This is a genomic window from Kribbella sp. NBC_01484, assembly GCF_036227145.1.
Taxonomy (GTDB): domain Bacteria; phylum Actinomycetota; class Actinomycetes; order Propionibacteriales; family Kribbellaceae; genus Kribbella.
In genome coordinates, this window is record NZ_CP109437.1 from 440,376 (window position 1) to 461,010 (window position 20,635).

Below are 20,635 nucleotides of genomic sequence, written 5' to 3' on the forward strand. Positions count from 1 at the left end.
GTCGGGGCTTGACCAGGGCGTCGGGGGCTTGACCACGGCGACGGAGGTTGACCCGGGCGTCGGGGGCTTGAACACGGCGTCGGGGGCTTGAACAGGTTGTCGGGGGCTTGACCACGGCGTCGGGGGCTTGAACAGGTTGTCGGGGGCTTGACCACGGCGTCGGGGGCTTGAACAGGTTATTGCTTGTTCAAGCCCCCCGGTTGGGGTCCAAGGCCCCGGGTCGTGGTTGTCCACAGGTAGCAAATCGGGGCACGTCCGGGGACCGGATCAACGGCATGTTGCCGGTATGAACCCGAAATTGAGTGTGCTGACCACTGCCCGGCGCGGCTGGTTCAGCCGAGCAGACGCGATCGAATCCGGCTACAGCGACAGCGAGCTCCGCCGACGGCTGCGCGCCGGACAGTGGTCGCGCCTGTCCCGCGATGTGTACGTCGAACCGGGGATGTGGCCCAGCGAGGAACCTTCATGGGAGCGGGCGAGACGCCTGCACCTGCTGAGGACTCGAGCAGTCGTAGATCGGATGGGCGCCGGCGTGGTCGTCAGCCATCAATCCGCTGCCGTGCTGCACGGGCTGCCGACCTGGGGTCTCGATCTGAGCAAGGTCCACCTGACCAAACCGTCCGGCCGAGCCCGGTCCGACGCCGTCGCGGACGTCCACCGCTCCCGGTTCGACCCCGGCGAAATCACAGTGGTCGACGGCCTGCGGGTCGTCACACCTGCCCGTGCGGTCACCGAGACGGCCTGCGGCTCGTCGTACGCGGTAGGAGTCGTACTCGCGGACGCGGCTCTGCATCAGGGACTTGTCACGGCGGAGGCACTGCTGGCTACGGCGGATCGCCACAGGTTCTGGACCGGATCACCAGCGGCACTGGCAGCGGCACGATTCGCCGACGGGTTGAGTGAGTCGGTCGGCGAGTCGCGGCTGCGGGTGCTGATGGCGAACCACGGGTTGCCGGTGCCGACGCTGCAGGTCGAGATTCGCGATGCGGATGGTCGGCTGGTCGGTCGGGTCGACTTCCTGTTGTTCGGTCGGGTGGTCGTCGAGTTCGATGGCGCACTGAAGTACGGCGAGGCCGCGGATGCCGTGTTGGCGGAGAAGTGGCGCGAAGATCGGCTCCGTGCCTGCGGGTACCGGGTTGTGCGCGCGAGCTGGGCCGACCTCGATCAGCCGCGAGCCACCGCGGACCGGATTCGGGCAGCAGCGTGAGGCATTGCGCTGCTGTCCAGGTCTGGGGGCCTGCACCACTGGGCGGTGGCCGTGAACAAGTTATTCCTTGTCCAACCCCACCAGATCCTGTCCACACCCCCACCTTCTGGCCGGCGGGCGGCCAGGGGTGGGGCGGGGCACGGGGCTGACGCGCGGCGCGGGGCTGAGGCGCGGCACGGGGCTGACGCGCGGCACGGGGCTGACGCGCGGCACGGGGCTGGGGCGCGGCGACGGGGCTGGGGCGCGGCACGGGGCTGGGGGGCGGCGAGGGGGTGGGGCGGGCCTAGAGCTCGTAGACGGTGAAGATGGTGCAGTACATGGGTGGGGACTCCAGGCCTGGGTAGTAAAGGCGGCCGGCTTCGTCGGTGATTTTGAAGTAGGCGGTCGAGGCGCCGATCTGGGATGGGGCCTGCAGGGTCATCGCGACCGTCACGATGTGACCCGGCTCGGCGTCGGGCAGGCGTTCGCGTAAGGGTGACCGTAGCCAGCCGGGGGCGCCGGCGGCGCCTTGGCGGGTCAGCCAGCGGTTGTGCCAGGGGCGTTCGCCGCTGTTGCGAACCTCCCAGGTCTTGTCGAATGACTGATCCCGGCAGACACGCGTGCCGTCGGGCACGGACTCCCCCACCAGTTCGGCGCGGTCCTCCGGGTGGTGGTCGATCGGCACGGAGCCGCCGAGGAGTACTGGCTGCACGTGGCGGCGGAGGTCGCGTTGGGACATGTCCCGGCCGGCGCGGACGGCGGCATCCAGCTCGATCAATTGGTTGACCAAGGCCTGGCCGGCTCCGAACGAGGCGTCGTACCACTCGATCAGCTCGCGGCTGGGCTTGGTGTGGCCGCGCTCGACCCGGGACAGGTGGCCCTTGTCCCAGCCGGACTCCGCGGCCGCGCGGCTGAGCGGCACGCCGGCCGCTTCCCGGAGCTCGCGCATCCGGCAGCCGATCACAAAGCGAGCCTGCGCTGGCCTCACGACGCACTCCCCGGTCGATCGTTGCCCACTGCGACAACACCGTAACCCTCTGATTCTCTGTAAGTCAGTGCCACTTCGCCACTGCTTGAGCGAAAAGGACAAACACCATGCGTACCGCCCTAATGCGCATCACCGCCCGAGTAGCCGCCACCGCCCTACTCGGTGGGGCCGCTGCCCTGAGCACCCTGCCCGCGAACGCCGCCACCGGCACGGTGGTCACCGACAGCGGCCTCGGCGTGACCATCCGATCCGGCAACGCCACCGACTTCGGCGCGGTCGGCACCCAACCCAACGGCTCCGTCGAGATCGACTGCCAGACCTACGGCGAGCCGGTCACCGGCAAGTTCGGCCGCAGCCTGGTCTGGGACCACGTTCCCGGCAAGGGCTTCATCTCCGACGCCTACGTCAACACCGGCAGCTCCGGCCTGGTCGCGCCGCTGTGCGCCAGCAACCCGCGCGCTGATCGCGCCATCAACTGGTACGCCGCCCGCAACGGGTCGACGGCGTACCAGGGGTACTGCGAGAAGGCCGCCGAGAACTCGTACAACAAGGACCTGATCTGGGGCTCGGCCAAGATCGACTGGAACGACGCCGTCGCCCGCGGGGTCGCGCACAAGGGCGACCTGAACCCGCCGAAGGGCGCCCTGGTGTTCTGGGATCTCGCCGCACCGTACGGTCACGTCGGAGTGGCCCGCGGCGACGGCTACTTCTGGGCCACCAGCGTCAACGGCAAGATCGGCCTGGCAAAACTCCCCTACTTCTCCAGCTACCTCGGCTGGGCCTGGCCGAACTTCTGACCAGTCCCCTCACTGGAGAGCACCTGGACGCGCGTTCCGCCCCTCACGCGTCCAGGTGCTCCTCCACGCGATCCAGCCAGTCGTCCACCAGCGCCCGGTACGCCGTGAGTCGCCGGACCGGAAGCCCGTGGTCCTGCTGATCGAGGACGGCGTACGTCGCGCGCGGGTAGTCGTCGAGGATCGACCAGGCATCGGCGTATCCGGTGATGGTGTCCTGGCGACCGGTGACGATCAACGTCGGGCCCTCGAACCGGGTCGCCGGGTCCTCGCTCAGCCCATAGGTGCTGACGTCGGCCTGGATCCGGCCGAGGAAGTCGAGATCGGCGATGGAGTCGACGGCGTCGTAGTACCGGCGATCCTTGTCGTCCCATTCGGGAGTCCGGACCAGATACTCGTCGGTGGGTAGCGTGCGTTTGGTGCGGTCGACCACGATGCCGGGCACGCGCAGCAGGAGACCGAGGACGCGGGACGGGTCGCGCCTGACGATGCCGCGGCCGTGCAGGGCGCCGGCCGACGTACCCGCCAGCGCGAAGCGCTCGTCGCCGACCAGTTCGTCGATCAGCGTGAGGATCGCCGCGAGCATGCCGTCCTGGTCCGTGATCGACGGGTCAGCCGGAGACTTGCCGGTGCCCGGCGGGTCGACGTAGATCCGCCGCCACCCGGGACGCCGTTCGAACACGGGCTCGTGGATGTCGCGGCCTTCGCCGTTGTCGCCACCCCAGCCGGGCAGGAAGATGATCGGCCGTCCCTCGCCGAAGGACTCGTAGTACATGTCTCGACCCTAGCCACCGCGTGCACGGCTCACTGAGGATTTCTCTTCGGAGCAGAATCCGGTGCGCGCTCGCCGGAGCCGCGCTGGATCAGGGCGCAGGGCAACACGATCCGCTGCGGTGGTCGAGTGTCCGCACCCGACGCCCGGTCCAGCAGCAGCCGCGCCGCGCTGCGGCCGAGCTCGGCGATGTCGGAGGCAACAACCGTGACCGGAGTCGGCAACATGTCGGCCAGCCGGAAGTCGTCGAAACCCACCACCGCGGGCTCCCGGCCGAGCTGGCGCAGAGCCCGCAACACACCCTCGGTGAGGAAGTTGGTCGAGGCAAAGATCGCGGTCGGCGGATCGGGCCGCAGCATCACCTCGCGGGTCGCCTTGGCGGCGGCTTCGGCGTTGCCTTCGGGCAGCTGGACGACCAGCGACTCGTCGACGTCGATCCCGGCCGCCCGATGCGCTCGCCGGAAGCCGCGCAGCCGTCGCCCGGTCGTGTAGTACGACGGCGCCAGCAGGATCGCGATCCGCTCGTGGCCCTGCCCCAGCAGGTGTTCGGCGGCCAGCCGGCCGCCGCCCTCGTTGTCGACCATCACGATGTCGGCGTCGATCCCGGTGGCGGGCCGGTCCACGAACACCACCGGTACGCCGGCGCCCACCAGGAACGAGTGATCCCCCTGGTCCGGCACGATCATCAGCCCGGCGACCTGCCGGCTGACCAGTTCCTGGATGGCCCGCTTCTCGCCCTCCGGATCCTCGTCCACACTGCCCAGGACGACGGCGAACCCCGACTGCCCGGCGACCTCGAGCGAGGCCTTCGCGATCGTCGCGTAGAACGGGTTGGTCAGGTCGCCCAGCACCAGCGCGAGGCTCGACGACTTCTTGCCCGGCCGGAGTGCGCGAGCCACCTCGTTGCGCTGGAACCCGAGCTGCTCGATCGCGGTCCGGACCCGCTGCGCGGTCTCGTCCCGGACACCGTGCCCGCCGTTGACCACCCGGGACACCGTGCCGAGCCCGACGCCGGCCCGCCGGGCGACGTCGATCATCGTCGGCCGGGCGGCCTCTGGTCTGTTTGGAAACGTTTCGGACACGGGGTTGACTTCCTTTTCACGACACGGCATCGTCACCCAACAGTAAGACGTTGGAAACGTTACCGTCCAGGAGGCAGGATGAGTTCTTCCTCGAGCGCAGCGAGGGAAGAATGAGCAGGGTCTCTCCCCTCAGAAGCGGCGTCCGGCGGCCCGGCCGGCCCAGCGGCGGGATGAGCCGGAACGCCGGTTCCGACGTGAAGGCGGCGTACCTGTTCATCGCCCCGGCGATCATCGGGTTCGTTGTCTTCGTCGCGTACCCGCTGATCCGTTCGTTCTACCTCGCGCTGACCAAGTACAACGGTCTGGTCGACCCCGTGTTCATTGGCCTGGGCAACTTTCGCCGGTTGTTCACGGTCGACCCCGCGTTCTGGCCGGCGCTGCGCGCGACCGGGTATCTCGTGCTCCTCTACGTGCCGCTGTCGCTGGTCATCGGGCTGGCGCTGGCGCTGTTCTGCAACCAGCGGTTCGCCGGCGTTCGCGTCGTACGGACGCTGGCGTATCTGCCCGTCGTACTCCCGGCGGTCGCGACGATCACGTTGTGGAAGTTCATCCTCGATCCGCAGGTCGGGTTGCTGAACACGGTCCTGGATCGGTTGGGACTGCCGACCAGCCTGTGGTTGCAGAGCCCGGCGATGTCGATGCCCTCGGTAGTACTGGTGATGCTGTGGGGCGTCGGCAGCACGATGATCATCTTCCTGGCCGCGTTGCAGTCGGTGCCGAACGAGTTGTACGAGGCGGCCCGGGTGGACGGCGCCGGGCCGTGGTCGGTGTTCTTCCGGATCACGTTGCCGATGATCAGCCCGATCATGCTGCTGCAGGTGATCCTGCAGACCACAGCGGCGCTGCAGACGTTCAACCAGCCGAAGATCCTGACCAACGGCGGGCCGGGATTCAGCACCAACGTACTGATGCTGTCGATCTACAAGAACGGCTTCCCGAACCTGGGCCAGATTCCCCAACTGGGCTACGCGTCGGCGCAGGTGTGGGTGCTGTTCGTGATCATCATCGCCGTGATCGCCCTGACCGCGAAGTTCTCCTCGCTCTGGACGTACAGTGACAACACTCCCGACTGAAACCGCTGTCCTGACCGACGTCGAACAGCCCGCTCCCAGCCCGATCGCGCCGCCGGCGAAGAAGAAGCCCCGCCTCGTCGGTACGACGTCCTGGTACGTGGTCGCGTTGTTCGTCTGCGCGGTGATGATCGTCCCGCTGCTGTGGATGATCACGATCGGCCTGAAGAGCCGGACCGCCGTGTTCGACATCCCGCCGAAGCTCCTGCCGCACGAGTGGACCTGGAGCAACTTCGTCAACGGGCCGAAGGCGATCCACTTCCCACGGCTGCTGCTGAACTCGGTCATCATCACCGCGCTCAGCGTGCTCGGCGGAGTGATGACCGCGATGATGGCCGGCTACGCGTTGGCCCGGTTGCGATTCCCGGGCCGGAAGGTGTGGTTCTACCTGTTCGTCGGGAGCATGCTGCTGCCCGGTGTGGTCGGACTGATCCCGCTGTTCCAGCTGTACAAGAGCATCGGCTGGTACGACACCTGGCTGCCGCTGATCGTGCCGGCGTTCCTGGGCGGGAACCCGCTCTTCATCTTCCTGGCCCGGCAGTACTTCCTGGCCATCCCGTACTCGATCGACGAGGCGGCCAAGATCGACGGCGCCGGGCACTTCCGGATCTTCACCCAGGTGATGCTGCCGCTGACCCGGCCGGCCTGGTTGACGATGGCGATCCTGGCCTTCCAGGCGTCCTGGAACGACTACCTCAACCCGCTGGTCTACCTGTACTCGTCCGGCAAGTGGCCGTTGTCGGTGGGGATGGCGTCATTCATCTCGCCGTTCGCCGGGAAGACGCCGGACTGGAGCTTCTACATGGCCACGAACCTGCTCTACATGCTGCCGCCGCTGATCGTCTTCTTCGCCGCGCAGCGCTACTTCATCCAGGGTCTCGGCGCGCTCGGCAGCACGACCCAGAAATAGAGGGGAAGTTCGAAGTGAAACGCACCTTCATCATCACATCGTTGGCTTGCGCCGGGTTGCTGGCGGCAACGGCCTGCAGCGGCTCGGACTCCGGCGGCGGCTCGAGCAGTGGCCCGGTCACCGTGACCGTGATGACCTGGGAGTCGGCCCAGACCAATGCCGCGATCAAGAAGGCACTGGCCGACTTCAAGGACGACAACATCACCGTCCAACTGCTCGACACACCGGCCGGCAACTTCGGCGACAAGCTCGCGTCGCTGACCCAGGCGAAGAAGCTGCCGGATCTGTTCTGGTGCGGCAACGACACCGAGCAGCAGTACACCTCGCAGGGGCTGCTGGTCGACTGGAGCAGCAAGATCAAGGACGGCGACGGAGACTTCAAGGCCGACAAGTTCGTCGGTTCCGCAATGGAGAACTGGAAGACCGCCGACGGCCAGATGGGCGGCCTGCCGTCGCTGATGAACACGTACGGCGTCTGGTACAACGAGGACGCGTTCACCGCTGCCGGCCTGGCGGTCCCGAAGGCCGGCTGGACCTGGGACGAGATGTACGCCGCGGCCGCGAAGCTGGCGAACAAGAACGGCGCGAAGTACGGCCTGGTCGCCGACAACCTCACCTCCGCCGACGGCCCGTTCACGATGGGCCTGTACTCCGTCTCGGCCGGGGGCGCGCCGTTCACCGACAACGTGAACCATCCGACCAAGGCCGAGGCCGACGCCAAGTACACCGAGGGTGTGCAGAAGCTGGCCGACGCGATCAAGAGCGGCTCGGTCTCGCCGCCCGGGTACGACGTCGCGAACGTGCAGTCGCTGTTCGCCGCGGGCAAGGTGCCGATGATGTTCGGCGGGCAGTGGCTGGCCGCCGGGTTCCAGACCGACAAGCCGAAGGTGAAGTACGGATTCGCTCCGTTCCCGCAGGTCGACACCCCGACGACTCTGTACGACTCGGTCGGCATCTGCACCCCGCAGTACACGAAGGATCAGGACGCCACGTTCAAGGTGCTGGAGTACCTGAACACGAACGTGTGGAACGCCGTCCTGCCGGCCTCGCCGGTCGCGCCGCCCGCGTACACCCCGGCGCAGGCGAGCTACTTCGACGCGTTGACGAAGGCACAGCAGGCGACGGTGGTGGACACGGTCAAGGCGGACCTGGGCGCGGAGAAGACGGTCGGCGTGCGGTTCACCACGCAGTGGGCCCAGCAGGTCGGTGACCTGACGACGGCCAACTACCAGCCCATCCTGAGCGGTAAGAAGCCGATCACCGACCTGCCTGCCTATATCGACAAGATCAACGGCCTGATCAAGTCAGCCGGCTGACGTCAGACGGCTTGCCAGAGCGACAGGGCGAAGCGGGCTTCGGAGTCGGTCCACCACGCGGCCGATGTGAAGCCCGCTTTGTCCAGTTCTGCCTCCACGCCGTGGCGGTGGAACTTGGCGGAGATCTCGGTGTGGAGCTCTTCGCCTTCGGCGAACTCGATCTCGAGGTGCACCTCGGGGATGAGAACCCTGACGGCGCGGTCGGCGCGCAGCCGCATCTCGATCCACTCGTTCTCGGGATCCCAGATCGCCACATGGCTGAAGGCGTCGACGTCGAAGTCCGCGCCGAGTTGACGGTTGATCACTCGCAGGACGTTCTTGTTGAACTCGGCGGTGACGGCTGCGCTGTCGTCGTACGCGGCGACGAGAGTGGCTGGGTCCTTCACCAGGTCGGTGCCCAGGAGGAGCCACTCCCCTGGTTCGAGGACTTCGCGGATCGAGGTGTAGAAGGTCTCGCGCTCGGCCGGGAGCAGGTTGCCGATGGTGCCGCCGAGGAAGGCGACGATGCGCGGCGGGTCGCCGGGGAGCTTGTCGAGGTGGGCGGTGAAGTCGCCGACGACGCCGTGGACGTCGAGCGCCGGGTAGTCGGCGTTGATCGCATCAGCCGCCTCCCGCAGCGCGGACTCCGAGACGTCCAGCGGTACGAACGTCGTCAGCGTGCCGCGGTCCCGCAACCCGTCGAGCAGCAGCCGGGTCTTCTCCGACGATCCGGAGCCGAGCTCGACCAGCGTGTGCGCCTTGGTGATGGCGGCGATCTCGCCGGACCGGGCCTGCAGGATCTCGCGCTCGGCGCGGGTCGGGTAGTACTCCGGCAGCCGCGTGATCTCCTCGAAGAGCTCACTCCCGCGGGCGTCGTAGAACCACTTCGGCGGCAGCCACTTCGGGTCGGCGGTAAGCCCCGCCCGGACGTCGTCCCGCAACGCGCGGGCCGCATAGTCCGGAGTCAGATGTACGTCGATGAGGGTCACTCTTGTCCTTCCAGCGGGGTGATGTGCAGCGTTGTGGCGGTGGCCACGAGCAGCGAGCGGTCCGGTATGTCGTCCCAGTCGCCGGCACCGAACGGCTCCGAGCTGACGGTCACCGAGTCGGCGGTCCGGCGTACTTTCAGCGAATGGGTCCAGGTGGTCGCGACCAACTGCTCGCCGTCGGTGAGCAGGATGTTCAGCCGCGATCCCGGCGCCACCGCCTCCACCTCCGGTACGACGGCCGCCACCGCATCGGCCGGCGGGATCCCGCCGAACAGTTGGTTGGCGATGAGCGCCCACAGCAGCGCCGAGTCCACCGGCGCGTCGAGCCGGAGCAGCTCGGCGACCGGGAGTCGCTCGGCCAGCTTCAGCGTCGACTCCGGCCAGCCGGGAATCAGTCCGTTGTGACTGAACAACCAGTCCCCGGCCATGAACGGCGCGACCGCCGCCTGGCCGTACGGCATCCCGACGGTCCCGTTCCGGAGGGCGGCGACGACGGCACCGGACCGGATCGAGCCGGCCAGGCCGGGGAGGTTCTCGTCGGTCCAGATCGGCACCTGCCGCCGGTACCGGACCGGGCCGCCGGACACGGTGGCATCGCCCTCGGGATACCAGCCGAGGCCGAAGCCGTCGGCGTTGACGGAACCGCCGCCGCGCATGTCCTGCGGCGACCAGCTTTGTTCGAACAGTGAGTGCGACGGCTCCAGGACCAGCGAGGCCAGCGTGACCGGCGGGCCCAGATAGGCGAGGTGACGGCACATCAGGCGTTCAGCTCCTCGGGCCGGGGGTCGCGGGCGCAGCGGAAGCCGGCGAAGATCTGCCGGCGGATCGGGTAGTCCCAGTTCCGGAAGGTGCCTCGAGCAACGACCTCGTCGGTGCCGAACGAGCCGCCGCGGAGGATCTTGTAGTCAGGCCCGAAGAACACCAGCGAGTACTCGTCGTACGGCCACGCGCGGAACCCTGGGTACGGCGTGAAGTCGCTCGACGTCCACTCCCAGACATCGCCGATCAGCTGCTCGACTCCCAGCGGCGACGCACCGGCCGGGTACGCCCCGATCGGCGCCGGCGCGAGATGCCGTTGGCCCAGGTTCGCGTGCTGCGGGCCTGGGCTGTCGTCACCCCACGGAAAGCGCCGAGTCCGGCCGCTCGACGGGTCGAACCGCGCCGCGAACTCCCACTCCTCCTCGGTCGGCAGCCGCTTCCCGGCCCACTTCGCGTACGCCTCGGCCTCGTAGAAGCACACATGCATCACCGGCTGGTCCAACGGCAACCGCTCTCGATGGCCGAACCGCAGCCGCCACCACTCACCGTCGGCGAGCTCCCAGAACCGCGGCGCGACCAGCGACGCCTTCCGCACGTGCGCCCACCCGGCCTCGGACCACCACTGCAGATCCTCGTAGCCACCGGCGACCACGAACCGCAGATAGTCCCCATTGCTCACCGGCGCCGTGTCGATCACGTACGGCGCCACCCGGACAGCGTGCGCCGGTCGCTCGTTGTCCAGAGCCCACGGCTCGATCGACGTACCCATCTCGAAGACGCCACCGGGCACCAGCACCTCGGCGGCAGCCAGCTTGCGACCGGGAGGAGGCGGCGGCGCATCGAGCACCGGCGCACCGACACGCAGCTGGTGCGTCGCGAGCATCGTCTCGTCGTGTTGCTGCTCGTGCTGGGTGATCATCCCGAACGCGAAGGCGTTGTCCACCAGCTCGCGGCCGCCGTCGAACTTCACGTGGTCCAGGACGTCCATGACCTTGTCCCGGACCTCGGTCACATAGGACCGCGTCTCCGCCGGACCGAGCAGCGGCAGCGCCGGCCGATCCGCCCGCGGATGCATGAACGCGTCGTACAGCTCGTCGATGTCCTGGCGGAGCGGCTCACGGCCGCCGACGTCGCGGACCAGCCAGAGCTCCTCCTGGTTGCCGACGTGGGCGTAGTCCCAGACCAGCGGCGACATCAGTTTGGAGTGCTGCTTGACCAGGTCGTCGGTGTCGACCGCGTCGGTCAGCTGCACCGTCCGGGCCCGGGACCGCTCGAGCTGCTCGGCGACGAACGCGCGCAAGCCCTCCGGGGAGAGCTCGGACAGTTGGTGATTCATGAGGCTCGCCTTCCTTGGGTGTCGTCGACGATGCGATGCAGCCGGGTTGCGACCGCATCGGTGAGTTCGTGGTCCGCGCCGGTGCGGGTCAGCACCTCGGTGCCCAGGTCGACCACGTCGCGGGCGGCCTGCAGGACCAACTTGTCCTCCAGCCCCTCCCGGGCCGCGGGGAACCAGCGACCCGCGGCGGGCTCGGCCGCGGCCAGCACGCGGTCGATCACGGCCGGGTCGGACATCAGCGCGGTGAGCAGCAGGGTCGGGGCGATCCACCCGTCGCCGGACTGCGCGTCGAGGTAGCGCACCTCGAGATACCCGCGCGGGCGAACCGGCGGGAACAGCGTGGACAGGTGATAGTCCAGATCGTCGTACGTCGGCCTGTCGCCGGGCAGCTGTCCGTCCGCCCAGGCGCCGAAGGTCAGTCCGTCCGGCGCGTCCCAGCTGTCGCCCCGGCGGAAGCACAGCACCGGCGCCTCCATCGCCGTCCGCGCCCAGGCGGCGGCGGGATCGCCATCGAGTGGTGGCGGCTCGGTGAATGGTGCGCAGGTGCCGAAGGTCGCCTCGGTCCGGGCGGAGGCCCAGCCGGTGTCCGCGCCGGCCCGGCGGCGGGAGTTCGCGAACAGGGCGACCAGCGCGGGACCGAGATCGTGCAGCGCGCGCCAGCGCTGTGCGGTCTGGTCCGTTTCGCCGGCGTCCAGGCAGACCTGGAGACCGGCCGTGCTGCACATCATCCGCGGGCCGTGCGGGCCGAGGCGCTGGAAGGCGTGTTCCATCGCGGCGTAGCGCGGGACGGTGAGGATGCGGCGAGGTGTGCGGAAGGGGTCCAGGCCGTGGTCGCCCGGAACGAGGTCCGCATCGAGAAGGAGAGAGGTGAGCTCGGCCGCGTCGGCGGCGGTGTCATCGATCAGCTGCGGGATCGAGTCCGACGCGGGGCCGGAGATCTCTACCTGACCACCGGGCTCCACGGTGACCAGGGCGCCCCGGCCGAGCGGCAGTTGCGGGCTGCCTCTGACCAGGGTCGGGGGCGCGTGCACGCCCAGGGCCTTGCGCAAGTGGCCGGCGTCGAGCGGCCGGTGCGGATCTTCCGCGTGATGCACGGTCCACTCGAGTTCGACGCCGTACAGCCGAGGAGGACCGTGCTTGAAACAGACCATCGCGACATAACCCTCCGCCTCGGCCCGGGAGCCGATCGGAGTCGTCGCCGGAGAACCACCGGACGAGGTCACGTCAGCGAACCTAACCCCGGACCCGGGGCCGGACAACCGACGTGGGATTACCCGCCGGTGACACCTGGGACAGTTGACGATTCATGTCCGCGATGCTTCCCGGTAGCACCGACAGTTTTCCGGCCGGATCCGGACGGGCGGGGGTCGTTTCGCTCTCAGCGAAATTCAGCGGAAGCGCGGGCAGGTGGTGCAGGCGTTCACCTTCGGCAGCACGTAGAAGTAGCAGCAGGAGGTCCGCAGCTTCTGCTCCAGCGACACCCCGAACGCCTTGGCGGCCTGCTCGGCGTACGGCGCGTCGTCCGGCAACCGGATCGCGGCCCGCACCTCGTCGTCGACGGCACCGAAGCGCTGCCGCGAGCCAAGCTTCACACCGGGCTCGTACGACTCCAGGAAGGTCGTGGTGTGTGCTTTGAGTTGCTCTGCGGCTGCGGCGAGTGGCACGACCTCTGTCGACAGCAATGCGACCTCGGTCGGGTAGTGCGCGGTCGGGTGTCGCCTGAACGCCAGAGCGGACGGCGACACCTCGGGTGAGACACCAGTCGCCGCGGCCGTCACTCCCGCCACCAGTGCGGGCACCTGGACGTACCACATCAGCGTGAACATCGCGGCGACCTGCTCAGGCGGATCTATGGCGTAGTCCCGCGCATAGTCATCCGCTGCGGCTTGGCGCCAGCCGTACGTCGGATCACCTCCGGCCAACTGCTCCGCGACCAGCTCCGCACACGACACCCACTCCGGTCCGGGCACGGAGTCCGCCGTACGCACGGACATCCAGGGCACCGAATCCGCGAGGATGTCCGCGAGTCCGCTGACGGAGTGGGTCACCCAGCCAGCCTACGATCCGGTACGACGACGGGCGCTCCCCCGACCTCGACCACGGTGGCTCGCAACCCGAAAACGTCGTGGAGCAGGTCCTCGGTCAGTACGTCGACCGGACGGCCCTCGGCTGCGAGCCGGCCGCTCCCCATCACCACCAGGTGATCGGCGTACTGCGCGGCGAGGGTGAGGTCGTGCAGCACCGCGACCACGGTCCGGCCCGAGGTCGCGGCGGCGTGGACCACGTTCATCACGTCGACGGCATGCGCCAGGTCCAGGTACGTCGTGGGCTCGTCCAGCAGCAGGTGTTGCGTGCCCTGGGCCAGCACCATGGCGATCCACACTCGCTGCCGCTGACCACCGGACAACTGGTCGACCGGCCGGTCCCGCAGTTCGGTCAGCTCGACAGCCTCGAGGGCCTCGTCGATAGCTTCGTCGTCCTCGGCGGTCAGCCGCCCGAAGAGTCCGCGGTGGGGATGGCGCCCCCGCGATACCAACTCGGCTGCAGTGATCCCCTCCGGTGTGACCGGACCTTGCGGCAGCACACCGAGCTGCCGGGCCAGTTCACGCGCCGGCAGCTTGTGAATGTCCTTGCCGTCCAGCAGCACCTGACCGCTCTGCGGAATCAGCAGTCTGCTCATCCCACGCAGCAGGGTCGACTTGCCGGACCCATTCGGTCCGACCACAGCAGTCAGCTGACCGGTCGGCACCTCCAGTGTCAATCCGGACACGACCGGCGCATCAGCGCCGTACGCGAGGGTCAGGTCCTCCACGTGCACGGTTCAGCGTCCCTTCTGCTGACGGCCGATCAGATGAAGCAGGTACGGCGCTCCGCAGGCCGCCGTGACCACGCCGACGGGCAACTCGTACGGCCCGACCCGCAACCATTGCAAACCGTTTCGCGCCAGCAGATCGGCCAGTACGACGAACAGCGCACCGAGCATCGCGGTCGTGAGCAGGGGTGGTCGCTCCATCCGGGTCAGCCGCTGGGCGATCTGCGGCGCGACGAGTGCGACGAACGCGATCGGCCCGGCGCCCGCGGTCGCCATCGCGGCCAGCACGGTCGCGATGACCAGCAATCCGAGCCGGATCCGGGCCACCCGGACGCCGAGCGAGGACGCGACATCGTCACCCAGCACCAGCGCGGACAGGTCCCGGTTGAACATCATTGCCACCGGCAACAAGAACACGACAGCGATCAGCACCGGGATCGCGTCGCTCCAGGCGCGGGCGTTGAGCGAACCGGCCAGCCAGGCGGCCGCCCGGCCCGCGTCGTTGACGTCGCCGATCACCAGCATCCAGGCGACCAGCGAGTTCGCCGCGGCCGCGACCCCGACCCCGATCAGGACGACCCGACCGGCGTCGACCACGCCACGCCGTACCGACAACGCGCCGACGATCAGCGTCGCAATCAGTCCGCCTAGGACGGCGGCCAGCGGGATGCCGACCTTCGCGGCGGCGCCGGAGATGTTCCCGCCGCCGGTGCCGGCCAGCACGATCACCGCGACGGCACCGGCGGACGCGCCGGAGTTCACGCCGACGATGTCGGGGCTGGCGAGAGGGTTGCGGGACAAGGTCTGCAGGAGTGCGCCGGAGACGCCGAACGCGATGCCGACGAGCAGTCCGGTGGCGACCCGGGGCAGTCGCAACTCGAGGACGACCAGACGCGTACCGCGGCGGCCGCCGCCGAGCAGCACCTCGACCACATCGGCGATCGGGAGTTTCGTCGTACCGACGCTCAAGGAGATCAGGGCGATCACGACCGCCAGGGCCGCGAAGAGAATGCTCAGGGCAACGGTCCGCGACTTCACAGGACCACCGCCCGGCGTCGTACGACGAGCACGAACAAGGGCGCGCCGACGATGCCGAGGACGACGCCGGCCTGGACCTCGCCCGCACCACCGACCAGCCGCCCGACGAGATCCGCGAGGACCAGGGCGGTCGCGCCGATCAGTCCGGCCGACGGGATCAGCCAGGTGTTGCGGGCGCCGAAGATCTGGCGGGCGACGTGGCCGGCGAGCAACCCGAGGAAGCCGATCGGTCCGCAGGCTGCGACTCCGGCGGCGGTGAGCAGGCCGATCGCACCCAGCCCGACCAGCCGGGCCCGGCGGATCGACAGGCCCAGGCCGGCGGCCACATCGTCGCCCAAGGCAAGCAAATCCAGGTCCCGGGCGTTGACCGCGGCCAGCAGTAGTCCGACGACAGCGAACGGCAGCACCTGACCGGCGACATCCAGCCCGCGCCCGGCCACGGAACCGACCGCCCAGAAGCGATAACTGTCCAGCGTGTCCGCGTCGAGCAGCACGATCGCGGACGTCAGCGCACCGAGCATCGCGGCCACCGCGGCACCCGTCAGCGCGAGCCCGACCGGCGTCGCGCCACTCCCCCGCGACGCCAACCGCTGCACCCCGAACGTGGCGATGAGTGCCCCGATCAGCGCGAACCACACCGTTGCTCCGACCGAGTCGGCAACGCCGAACTGCAGACCGAGTACGACGGCGAACGCGGCGCCCGAGCTCACGCCGAAGATGCCCGGCTCGGCCAAGGCGTTGCGCGTGTGGCCCTGCATCAACGCCCCGGCGATGCCCAGGCAGGCACCGATCAGCACGGCCACGACCGTGCGCGGGAACCGCAGGCTGCGGACGATCACGTCGGCATCGGAGCCGTCGTTCGCGGTGAGGGCATGCCACAACGCACCCGGTCCCAACCAGCGGGAGCCAAGCGCGAGGCCGGCCGCGAACGCCAGCACCAGGATCACGACGAGAGCGAGCAGCGCGGCAGTACGCCGTACGGACGCAGTCGCACTGGGACGAACTGGGGACGGCGGCGCGGCGGGGCGTGCGGACGACACGGACATGCGGTTAGGGTTGCCTTACCTTTGAGGTGGTGAGCCACCTTAACCTGCGACCCGTCCTGACCAGGAGACACCCGTGCGCCTGCCTCGCTTCACCGCCCTGCTCGCTGTCGCCGCGCTCGCTCTGAGCGCGTGCGGTTCCTCGGACTCCGGCGACGCGCCGGACGCCGCCGGGGCTTCCGCGGCGGGCTTCCCGCGGACCGTCGAGCACGCGATGGGCAAGACCGAGATCAAGACCAAGCCGAAGCGCGTGGTCGCGCTGGACGCGAGCTTCGTCGACGCGACGCTGATCCTGGACACGCCGGTGGTCGGGTACACCGACTACCGCAGCATCAACGGGAAGCTGCCGGACTACCTCGGCGACGACCGGACGACGTACGGCTCCGAGGCACAGGCGGTCGGCACGCTGGCCGAGCCGAACCTGGAGAAGATCGCCGAACTGAACCCGGACCTGATCATCACCGCGAAGGTCCGGCACGAGAAGCTCTACGACCAACTGTCCGCGATCGCGCCGACGATCATGTCGGAGACCACCGGGCCGACCTGGAAGGACAACATCCGGCTCGAGGCGAAGGCACTCGGCGAGGAAGACCTGGCGGAGAAGGAACTCTCGTCGTACGAGAACGCGGCCAAGACCGTCGGCGACGCGATCAACGCGAAGGCCGGAAACCCGACCATCTCGGTCGTGAGGTTCGTCGACGGGCCGACCCGGCTCTACCAGAACGCCAGCTTCTCCGGCATCGTGCTGAAGGACGCCGGCCTGAAGCGCCCGGCGCCGCAGGACGTCAACGGCTTCGCCCTCGAGATCAGCCCCGAGCGGATCAAGGACGCCGACGCCGACGCGATCTTCGTCGCCACCTACGCCGACGAGAAGGGCCTGAGCGCCAAGACCGCCGCCCAGTTCAAGTCCAACCCCCTCTGGAAGCCCCTGGCCGCGAAGGTCCACGAGGTCCCCGATCTCACCTGGATGACCGCGGTCGGCCTCCAGGGCGCCTGGTCGATCCTCACCGACCTGGCCAAAACCTTCGACGTACCGGCCCCAGCCAAGTCCGCCTGACCGGTCGGTAGGGTCGGAGGTATGGCGGCTCTGACCAGGTGGCACGTGGGTGCGTGGACTACGCGGGGGACGCGGGTGGGTGAGCCGCTCGAGGCGGGGCGGAAGCGGACGCCGGATGAGTTGAACTTCGACGTGGTAGGGCTGGCGCGGATTCTTGGGCGACGGTTGTCGGGGCGGGAGGAGCTGCAGGTCCGGCTGTGGCAGAACGAACTCCGGCCGACGCATACGCGGCTCTGTGGCGTGCATACGCTGGCGGATCCGGACAACGCGCGGCTCTTGCGGGCGACGGCCGAGGAGGCGCTGGCTTGGCTGGGTGAGCGCGCTCCGGCCGGATATGAGTTCGTGCTGACGGATGCGGTGGAACTGCAGCCGATCCTCGACCTCGACGCCGAGGTGGTCGCGGTCGACGCCGTCATCCAGCTCGCCGGCACCAACCTCCCCGCGGCCCGTCTCGCCGCCTCGCACGTACGACGCTCGGCCGCCGGCGACTGGTATGCCGGTGACGCGACCTGCAACTGGTCGGGTCCCCACGAAACCGCGGACGCCGCGGTCGCCGTCGTACAGACAGCCCGGGAAGAACTGGCCGACCAACTGCTGGCTGCTGGACGACCTGATCTGGCGGCGACCGCGCCGAGGTGGCCCGCCGTCCCCGTCGAGCCGCCGGCGCCGCACGGGTAACCGGGAACCGCCGGCGCCGCACAGGTAACCGGGAACCGCCGGCGCCGCACAGGTAACCGGGAACCGCAGGTGGCCTACGGGGTAGCCAGGGGCCGCGGCGCCGCACCTGAAACCGGGGGCCGCTGGCGCCGCACCTGTAATCGCGGACCACTGGCGGCGTACGGCGACCGGGGACTTCGACAGCCGCAGGGGGCTAAGACAACGTATCGGGACCTGGGACAAGTTATGAGCTGTCGCAAGTCCCGACAAGGTGTCCGCGCCCCCGTCCGCCGTACAGCGCCCGGACGGTGGAGCGGATCTTCGTGCGGATGCTGGGTCTGCTGGTGTACGAGACCAGAGGACACGAATCGGAGGGATGCCCCCCGAGTTCGGGGGTTGCCCCCTCGGAATCTGAGTGGGCAACCCTCCAGCTGAGGGGATATCCGGCCCTTCTGACGCGTCTGTGGGTGGTTCGTTCGCCTCCGTCGCATCCCGGCAGTTGGCCCTGCTCTGTCGGTTGCCGCCGGGGCGGGGACGATCTCGTCCCGGATCGGATCCCGGATCGGGTGGGAGATCCTCCCCAGCCTGGCCCCGGCCGCCCGCGGGTCGCGACCTGGGCGGACGTGGCACACTCACCAACCCGGTCCGGCAACCGCCGACTGCCCCCAGTCGAGCGGGGCATCTCGGCATCGCGCTGCTGTGAGTGGTGCACGTCCGGTCAGCGGCGCGGCATCACCAGACCCGCCACCGCCGCGCGGCGGGGTGTGGCGGACCTGCAGGCCATCACAATCGCCGAGACGCTGCGGTCATCCGTGGGAGACCTTCGTCCGCGCCTCGTTGTGATGGCCTGGCGATCCGGTCGACGGCACGGGCAACACCCACAGAACCGACCGGAGCCCCGGATCGCCCCTGAGCTGGATGGTTGCCCACTCAGAATCGGAGCGGGCAAGCATCCGGCTCGGGCGTTTCCCCTGCAATGTCCACGCGGTTGGGCGTGGCGGGCAGGCGGGCGGCCAGGCGGGCACCTGGGCAGGTGGGCCGGTGATGTCACGCGGGCACCTGGGCAGGTGGGCCGGTGGCGCCACGCGGGCACCCGGACAGGTGGGCCGGTGGTGCCACGCGGACACCCGGACAGGTAGGCCGGCGGTGCCACGCGGACACCCGGACAGGTAGGCCGACGGTGCCACGCGGACACCCGGACAGGTAGGCCGACGGTGCCACGCGGACACCCGGACAGGTAGCGGCGTCAGGCGGAGTGGTGGAGGGGGGATTCGGCCGGAGCGGGGTGGGTGGTTAGGTGGCGGTTGAGGAAGGTCAGTTCGGCTTCGACTGCGGTTTCGTGGGCGTCGAGGAAGGGGGCGTAGTGGCCGCCGGGGACGCGGAGGACTTCGGCGGTGGGGGCCTGGGCGGCGGCTGCGAGGGCCGGCGCGGCGAGGGCTGATTGGTCGTCGTCGCAGACCACGAAGAGCAGTGGGCAGCGGACCTGACTCGCGTACTTGGCGGGGCGGTAGACGGCGGCGGCGAAGACTGAGCGCGCCGCGATGGCTTGCTGCCAGTCGTACTGGTTTTCGGGGTCGAGCGCCTCGTTGGTGAACTGGGCATCCGGTGTGTTGAGCAGCGCGACCGTGCCGGGCGGTCCGGCCAGGGCGACCAGCTTCGGCGGCCGACCGACGAGGCCGCCGAGCGTGTCGAGGATGCAGCGTCCGATCATCCGCAGTGCCGTGAGCGGCGTCTGGTAGCGGGACGCGTTGCGGCTCGCGGCCGGGCCGTCCACGTTGGCCGACTGCGCGATCGCGGCCGTCACGTCCGGATGCTCCGCCGCCAGCTGCAGGACGTAGCCGCCGGACAGCGAGAACGACCAGATGCCCACGCGTTCCACCCCTGGAAGCGTCGCTGCGAACGCGATCGCGGCCCGCCAATCGTCCAACTGGTCGGCGATCCTGGCGACCTGGCGCGGCTCGCCGCCGCTCTCACCGAGGTTGCGGTAGTCGAACGCCAGTACGTCGAACCCGGCCGCCGCGAACCGCTCTGCGAACCGGTCCGTGCCCGGTTCCTTCGTCACGCCGAATCCGCCGGCCATGATCACGCAGCCGCCGTTCGACCCTGGATAGTGCCAGGCCGCGCACTCGACGCCGGCACTGGGGAAGCTCACCTTCTCACGCATACCAAAAGTGAACCACGCGGTTCGCAAACTGTCCATAGGGGTACGCCGCCGGGGCCGACCCACGCCCCTTCAGTCGCCGGCGGACTCCTCGCGCTCGAGTGCTCGCACCATCGCGGCGAACCCGGCGTCGATGCCGTCGGCATCACCACTCGTCCGCCACTCGATCAGGAACCCCCGCAAGGTGGCCAGGATCAGCTCGGCGACCTCACGTTTGCGCTGCTCAGGCCAGTCCGCGGGACAGATCGACAGCAATGCGGGCATGTACTGTCTCGAGGCCGAGCGCGCGAGGTCCGCGTACCGCGCCGCGTCGTACATCGCGAGGCCGATGGCCTGGTCCAGGACCCACGACTCCTCGCCGATCAGCGCCGGCCACATCGATCGGACCCGGTCCGCGAGCGATCGATCGGCCGGGCCCGCGGTCGCGGCTGCCATTCCGCGGGTGATCCGGCGTTCGCGGAGTTGGAGAACGGCTTGCGTGAGCAGGTCCTCCGGTCCGTCGAAGTGATACAGCAGCACCTTGTGCGTCGTACCGGCCGCGCGCGCCGCCCGCCGGAGGGAGAAGTCGACCAGCCCGTTGACGCCGAGTTCGTCGGCGACGCGGTCGAGCAGCTCCCGCCGCCGCGCCTCACCGCGCGGCGACTTCGCCGACCGCCGATACCCCGCGCGCTCCTCAGCCACTCGGA

The 20,635-nt window shown here is 69.2% G+C and carries 20 protein-coding genes; 7 read left to right on the top strand and 13 right to left on the bottom strand.

What is annotated here, in order from left to right:
• The first annotated feature begins 286 nt into the window (after positions 1 to 286).
• Positions 287 to 1,207 (top strand): type IV toxin-antitoxin system AbiEi family antitoxin domain-containing protein, encoded by a 921-nt coding sequence (locus OG555_RS02060; RefSeq protein WP_329480624.1) that lies wholly within the window; start codon positions 287 to 289, stop codon positions 1,205 to 1,207.
• A 283-nt stretch (positions 1,208 to 1,490) separates the two neighbouring features.
• Here OG555_RS02060 and OG555_RS02065 read toward each other — a convergent pair whose 3' ends face one another.
• Positions 1,491 to 2,174, bottom strand: coding sequence for an NBR1-Ig-like domain-containing protein (locus OG555_RS02065; protein ID WP_329480626.1), 684 nt, complete (start codon positions 2,172 to 2,174; stop codon positions 1,491 to 1,493).
• A gap of 107 nt (positions 2,175 to 2,281) precedes the next feature.
• Between OG555_RS02065 and OG555_RS02070 the strand changes: the two genes are divergently transcribed.
• On the top strand, positions 2,282 to 2,971 hold the full coding sequence (locus OG555_RS02070) for a CHAP domain-containing protein (RefSeq protein ID WP_329480628.1): 690 nt from the start codon (positions 2,282 to 2,284) through the stop codon (positions 2,969 to 2,971).
• Positions 2,972 to 3,014: 43 nt separating this feature from the next.
• On the opposite strand, the gene OG555_RS02075 is transcribed toward OG555_RS02070, so the two are convergent.
• Complete coding sequence (locus tag OG555_RS02075; RefSeq protein WP_329480630.1) at positions 3,015 to 3,743, bottom strand: alpha/beta fold hydrolase; 729 nt, start codon at positions 3,741 to 3,743, stop codon at positions 3,015 to 3,017.
• A gap of 29 nt (positions 3,744 to 3,772) precedes the next feature.
• Positions 3,773 to 4,822: a LacI family DNA-binding transcriptional regulator gene (locus OG555_RS02080; protein ID WP_329480632.1), complete on the bottom strand. Its 1,050-nt coding sequence runs from the start codon at positions 4,820 to 4,822 to the stop codon at positions 3,773 to 3,775.
• Between the two features lie 110 nt (positions 4,823 to 4,932).
• On the opposite strand from OG555_RS02080, the gene OG555_RS02085 reads away from it, so the two are divergent.
• Genes OG555_RS02085 through OG555_RS02095 form a run of 3 tightly spaced genes read left to right on the top strand, consistent with a single transcriptional unit; the run spans position 4,933 to position 8,118 of the window.
• Positions 4,933 to 5,895: a carbohydrate ABC transporter permease gene (locus OG555_RS02085; RefSeq protein ID WP_329480634.1), complete on the top strand. Its 963-nt coding sequence runs from the start codon at positions 4,933 to 4,935 to the stop codon at positions 5,893 to 5,895.
• Positions 5,876 to 6,802, top strand: a complete 927-nt coding sequence (locus OG555_RS02090; RefSeq protein ID WP_329480636.1) for a carbohydrate ABC transporter permease — start codon at positions 5,876 to 5,878, stop codon at positions 6,800 to 6,802. The genes OG555_RS02085 and OG555_RS02090 overlap by 20 nt, the downstream gene beginning before the upstream one ends.
• A 14-nt stretch (positions 6,803 to 6,816) precedes the next feature.
• Positions 6,817 to 8,118: an ABC transporter substrate-binding protein gene (locus OG555_RS02095; protein ID WP_329480638.1), complete on the top strand. Its 1,302-nt coding sequence runs from the start codon at positions 6,817 to 6,819 to the stop codon at positions 8,116 to 8,118.
• A gap of 2 nt (positions 8,119 to 8,120) precedes the next feature.
• On the opposite strand, the gene egtD is transcribed toward OG555_RS02095, so the two are convergent.
• The 8 genes from egtD to OG555_RS02135 all read right to left on the bottom strand — a co-directional run bounded on the left by egtD (position 8,121) and on the right by OG555_RS02135 (position 16,077).
• A complete protein-coding gene (egtD, locus tag OG555_RS02100; RefSeq protein ID WP_329480639.1) occupies positions 8,121 to 9,086 on the bottom strand; it encodes an L-histidine N(alpha)-methyltransferase in 966 nt (321 codons plus the stop codon).
• Positions 9,083 to 9,844 (bottom strand): ergothioneine biosynthesis protein EgtC, encoded by a 762-nt coding sequence (gene egtC / locus OG555_RS02105; RefSeq protein WP_329480641.1) that lies wholly within the window; start codon positions 9,842 to 9,844, stop codon positions 9,083 to 9,085. Before egtC ends, egtD begins: the two co-directional genes overlap by 4 nt.
• Positions 9,844 to 11,181 carry an ergothioneine biosynthesis protein EgtB gene (gene egtB, locus OG555_RS02110; protein WP_329480643.1) on the bottom strand — a complete coding sequence of 446 codons (1,338 nt, stop codon included), beginning with the start codon at positions 11,179 to 11,181 and terminating at the stop codon, positions 9,844 to 9,846. The genes egtC and egtB overlap by 1 nt, the downstream gene beginning before the upstream one ends.
• Positions 11,178 to 12,404: a glutamate-cysteine ligase family protein gene (locus tag OG555_RS02115; RefSeq protein ID WP_329480645.1), complete on the bottom strand. Its 1,227-nt coding sequence runs from the start codon at positions 12,402 to 12,404 to the stop codon at positions 11,178 to 11,180. The genes egtB and OG555_RS02115 overlap by 4 nt, the downstream gene beginning before the upstream one ends.
• Before the next feature lie 165 nt (positions 12,405 to 12,569).
• The gene (locus OG555_RS02120) at positions 12,570 to 13,229 is read right to left on the bottom strand and encodes a (2Fe-2S)-binding protein (protein ID WP_329480647.1); all 660 of its coding nucleotides are present in this window, start codon (positions 13,227 to 13,229) and stop codon (positions 12,570 to 12,572) included.
• Entirely contained in the window at positions 13,226 to 13,999 is a 774-nt protein-coding gene (locus tag OG555_RS02125; protein WP_329480649.1) for an ABC transporter ATP-binding protein, read from the bottom strand. The genes OG555_RS02120 and OG555_RS02125 overlap by 4 nt, the downstream gene beginning before the upstream one ends.
• A 3-nt stretch (positions 14,000 to 14,002) precedes the next feature.
• Positions 14,003 to 15,031: a FecCD family ABC transporter permease gene (locus tag OG555_RS02130; RefSeq protein ID WP_329480651.1), complete on the bottom strand. Its 1,029-nt coding sequence runs from the start codon at positions 15,029 to 15,031 to the stop codon at positions 14,003 to 14,005.
• Entirely contained in the window at positions 15,028 to 16,077 is a 1,050-nt protein-coding gene (locus OG555_RS02135) for a FecCD family ABC transporter permease (RefSeq protein ID WP_329480652.1), read from the bottom strand. The genes OG555_RS02130 and OG555_RS02135 overlap by 4 nt, the downstream gene beginning before the upstream one ends.
• Positions 16,078 to 16,150: 73 nt before the next feature.
• Here OG555_RS02135 and OG555_RS02140 point away from each other — a divergent pair, with 73 nt between their 5' ends.
• Positions 16,151 to 17,131, top strand: coding sequence for an ABC transporter substrate-binding protein (locus OG555_RS02140; RefSeq protein ID WP_329480654.1), 981 nt, complete (start codon positions 16,151 to 16,153; stop codon positions 17,129 to 17,131).
• A gap of 21 nt (positions 17,132 to 17,152) precedes the next feature.
• Entirely contained in the window at positions 17,153 to 17,809 is a 657-nt protein-coding gene (locus OG555_RS02145) for a hypothetical protein (RefSeq protein ID WP_329480656.1), read from the top strand.
• A gap of 1,225 nt (positions 17,810 to 19,034) precedes the next feature.
• Here the strand turns inward: OG555_RS02145 and OG555_RS02150 are convergent.
• Both OG555_RS02150 and OG555_RS02155 read right to left on the bottom strand, forming a co-directional pair.
• Positions 19,035 to 19,952 carry an alpha/beta hydrolase gene (locus OG555_RS02150; protein ID WP_329480658.1) on the bottom strand — a complete coding sequence of 306 codons (918 nt, stop codon included), beginning with the start codon at positions 19,950 to 19,952 and terminating at the stop codon, positions 19,035 to 19,037.
• Between the two features lie 69 nt (positions 19,953 to 20,021).
• Positions 20,022 to 20,630, bottom strand: a complete 609-nt coding sequence (locus OG555_RS02155) for a hypothetical protein (RefSeq protein ID WP_329480660.1) — start codon at positions 20,628 to 20,630, stop codon at positions 20,022 to 20,024.
• Positions 20,631 to 20,635 lie beyond the last annotated feature (5 nt).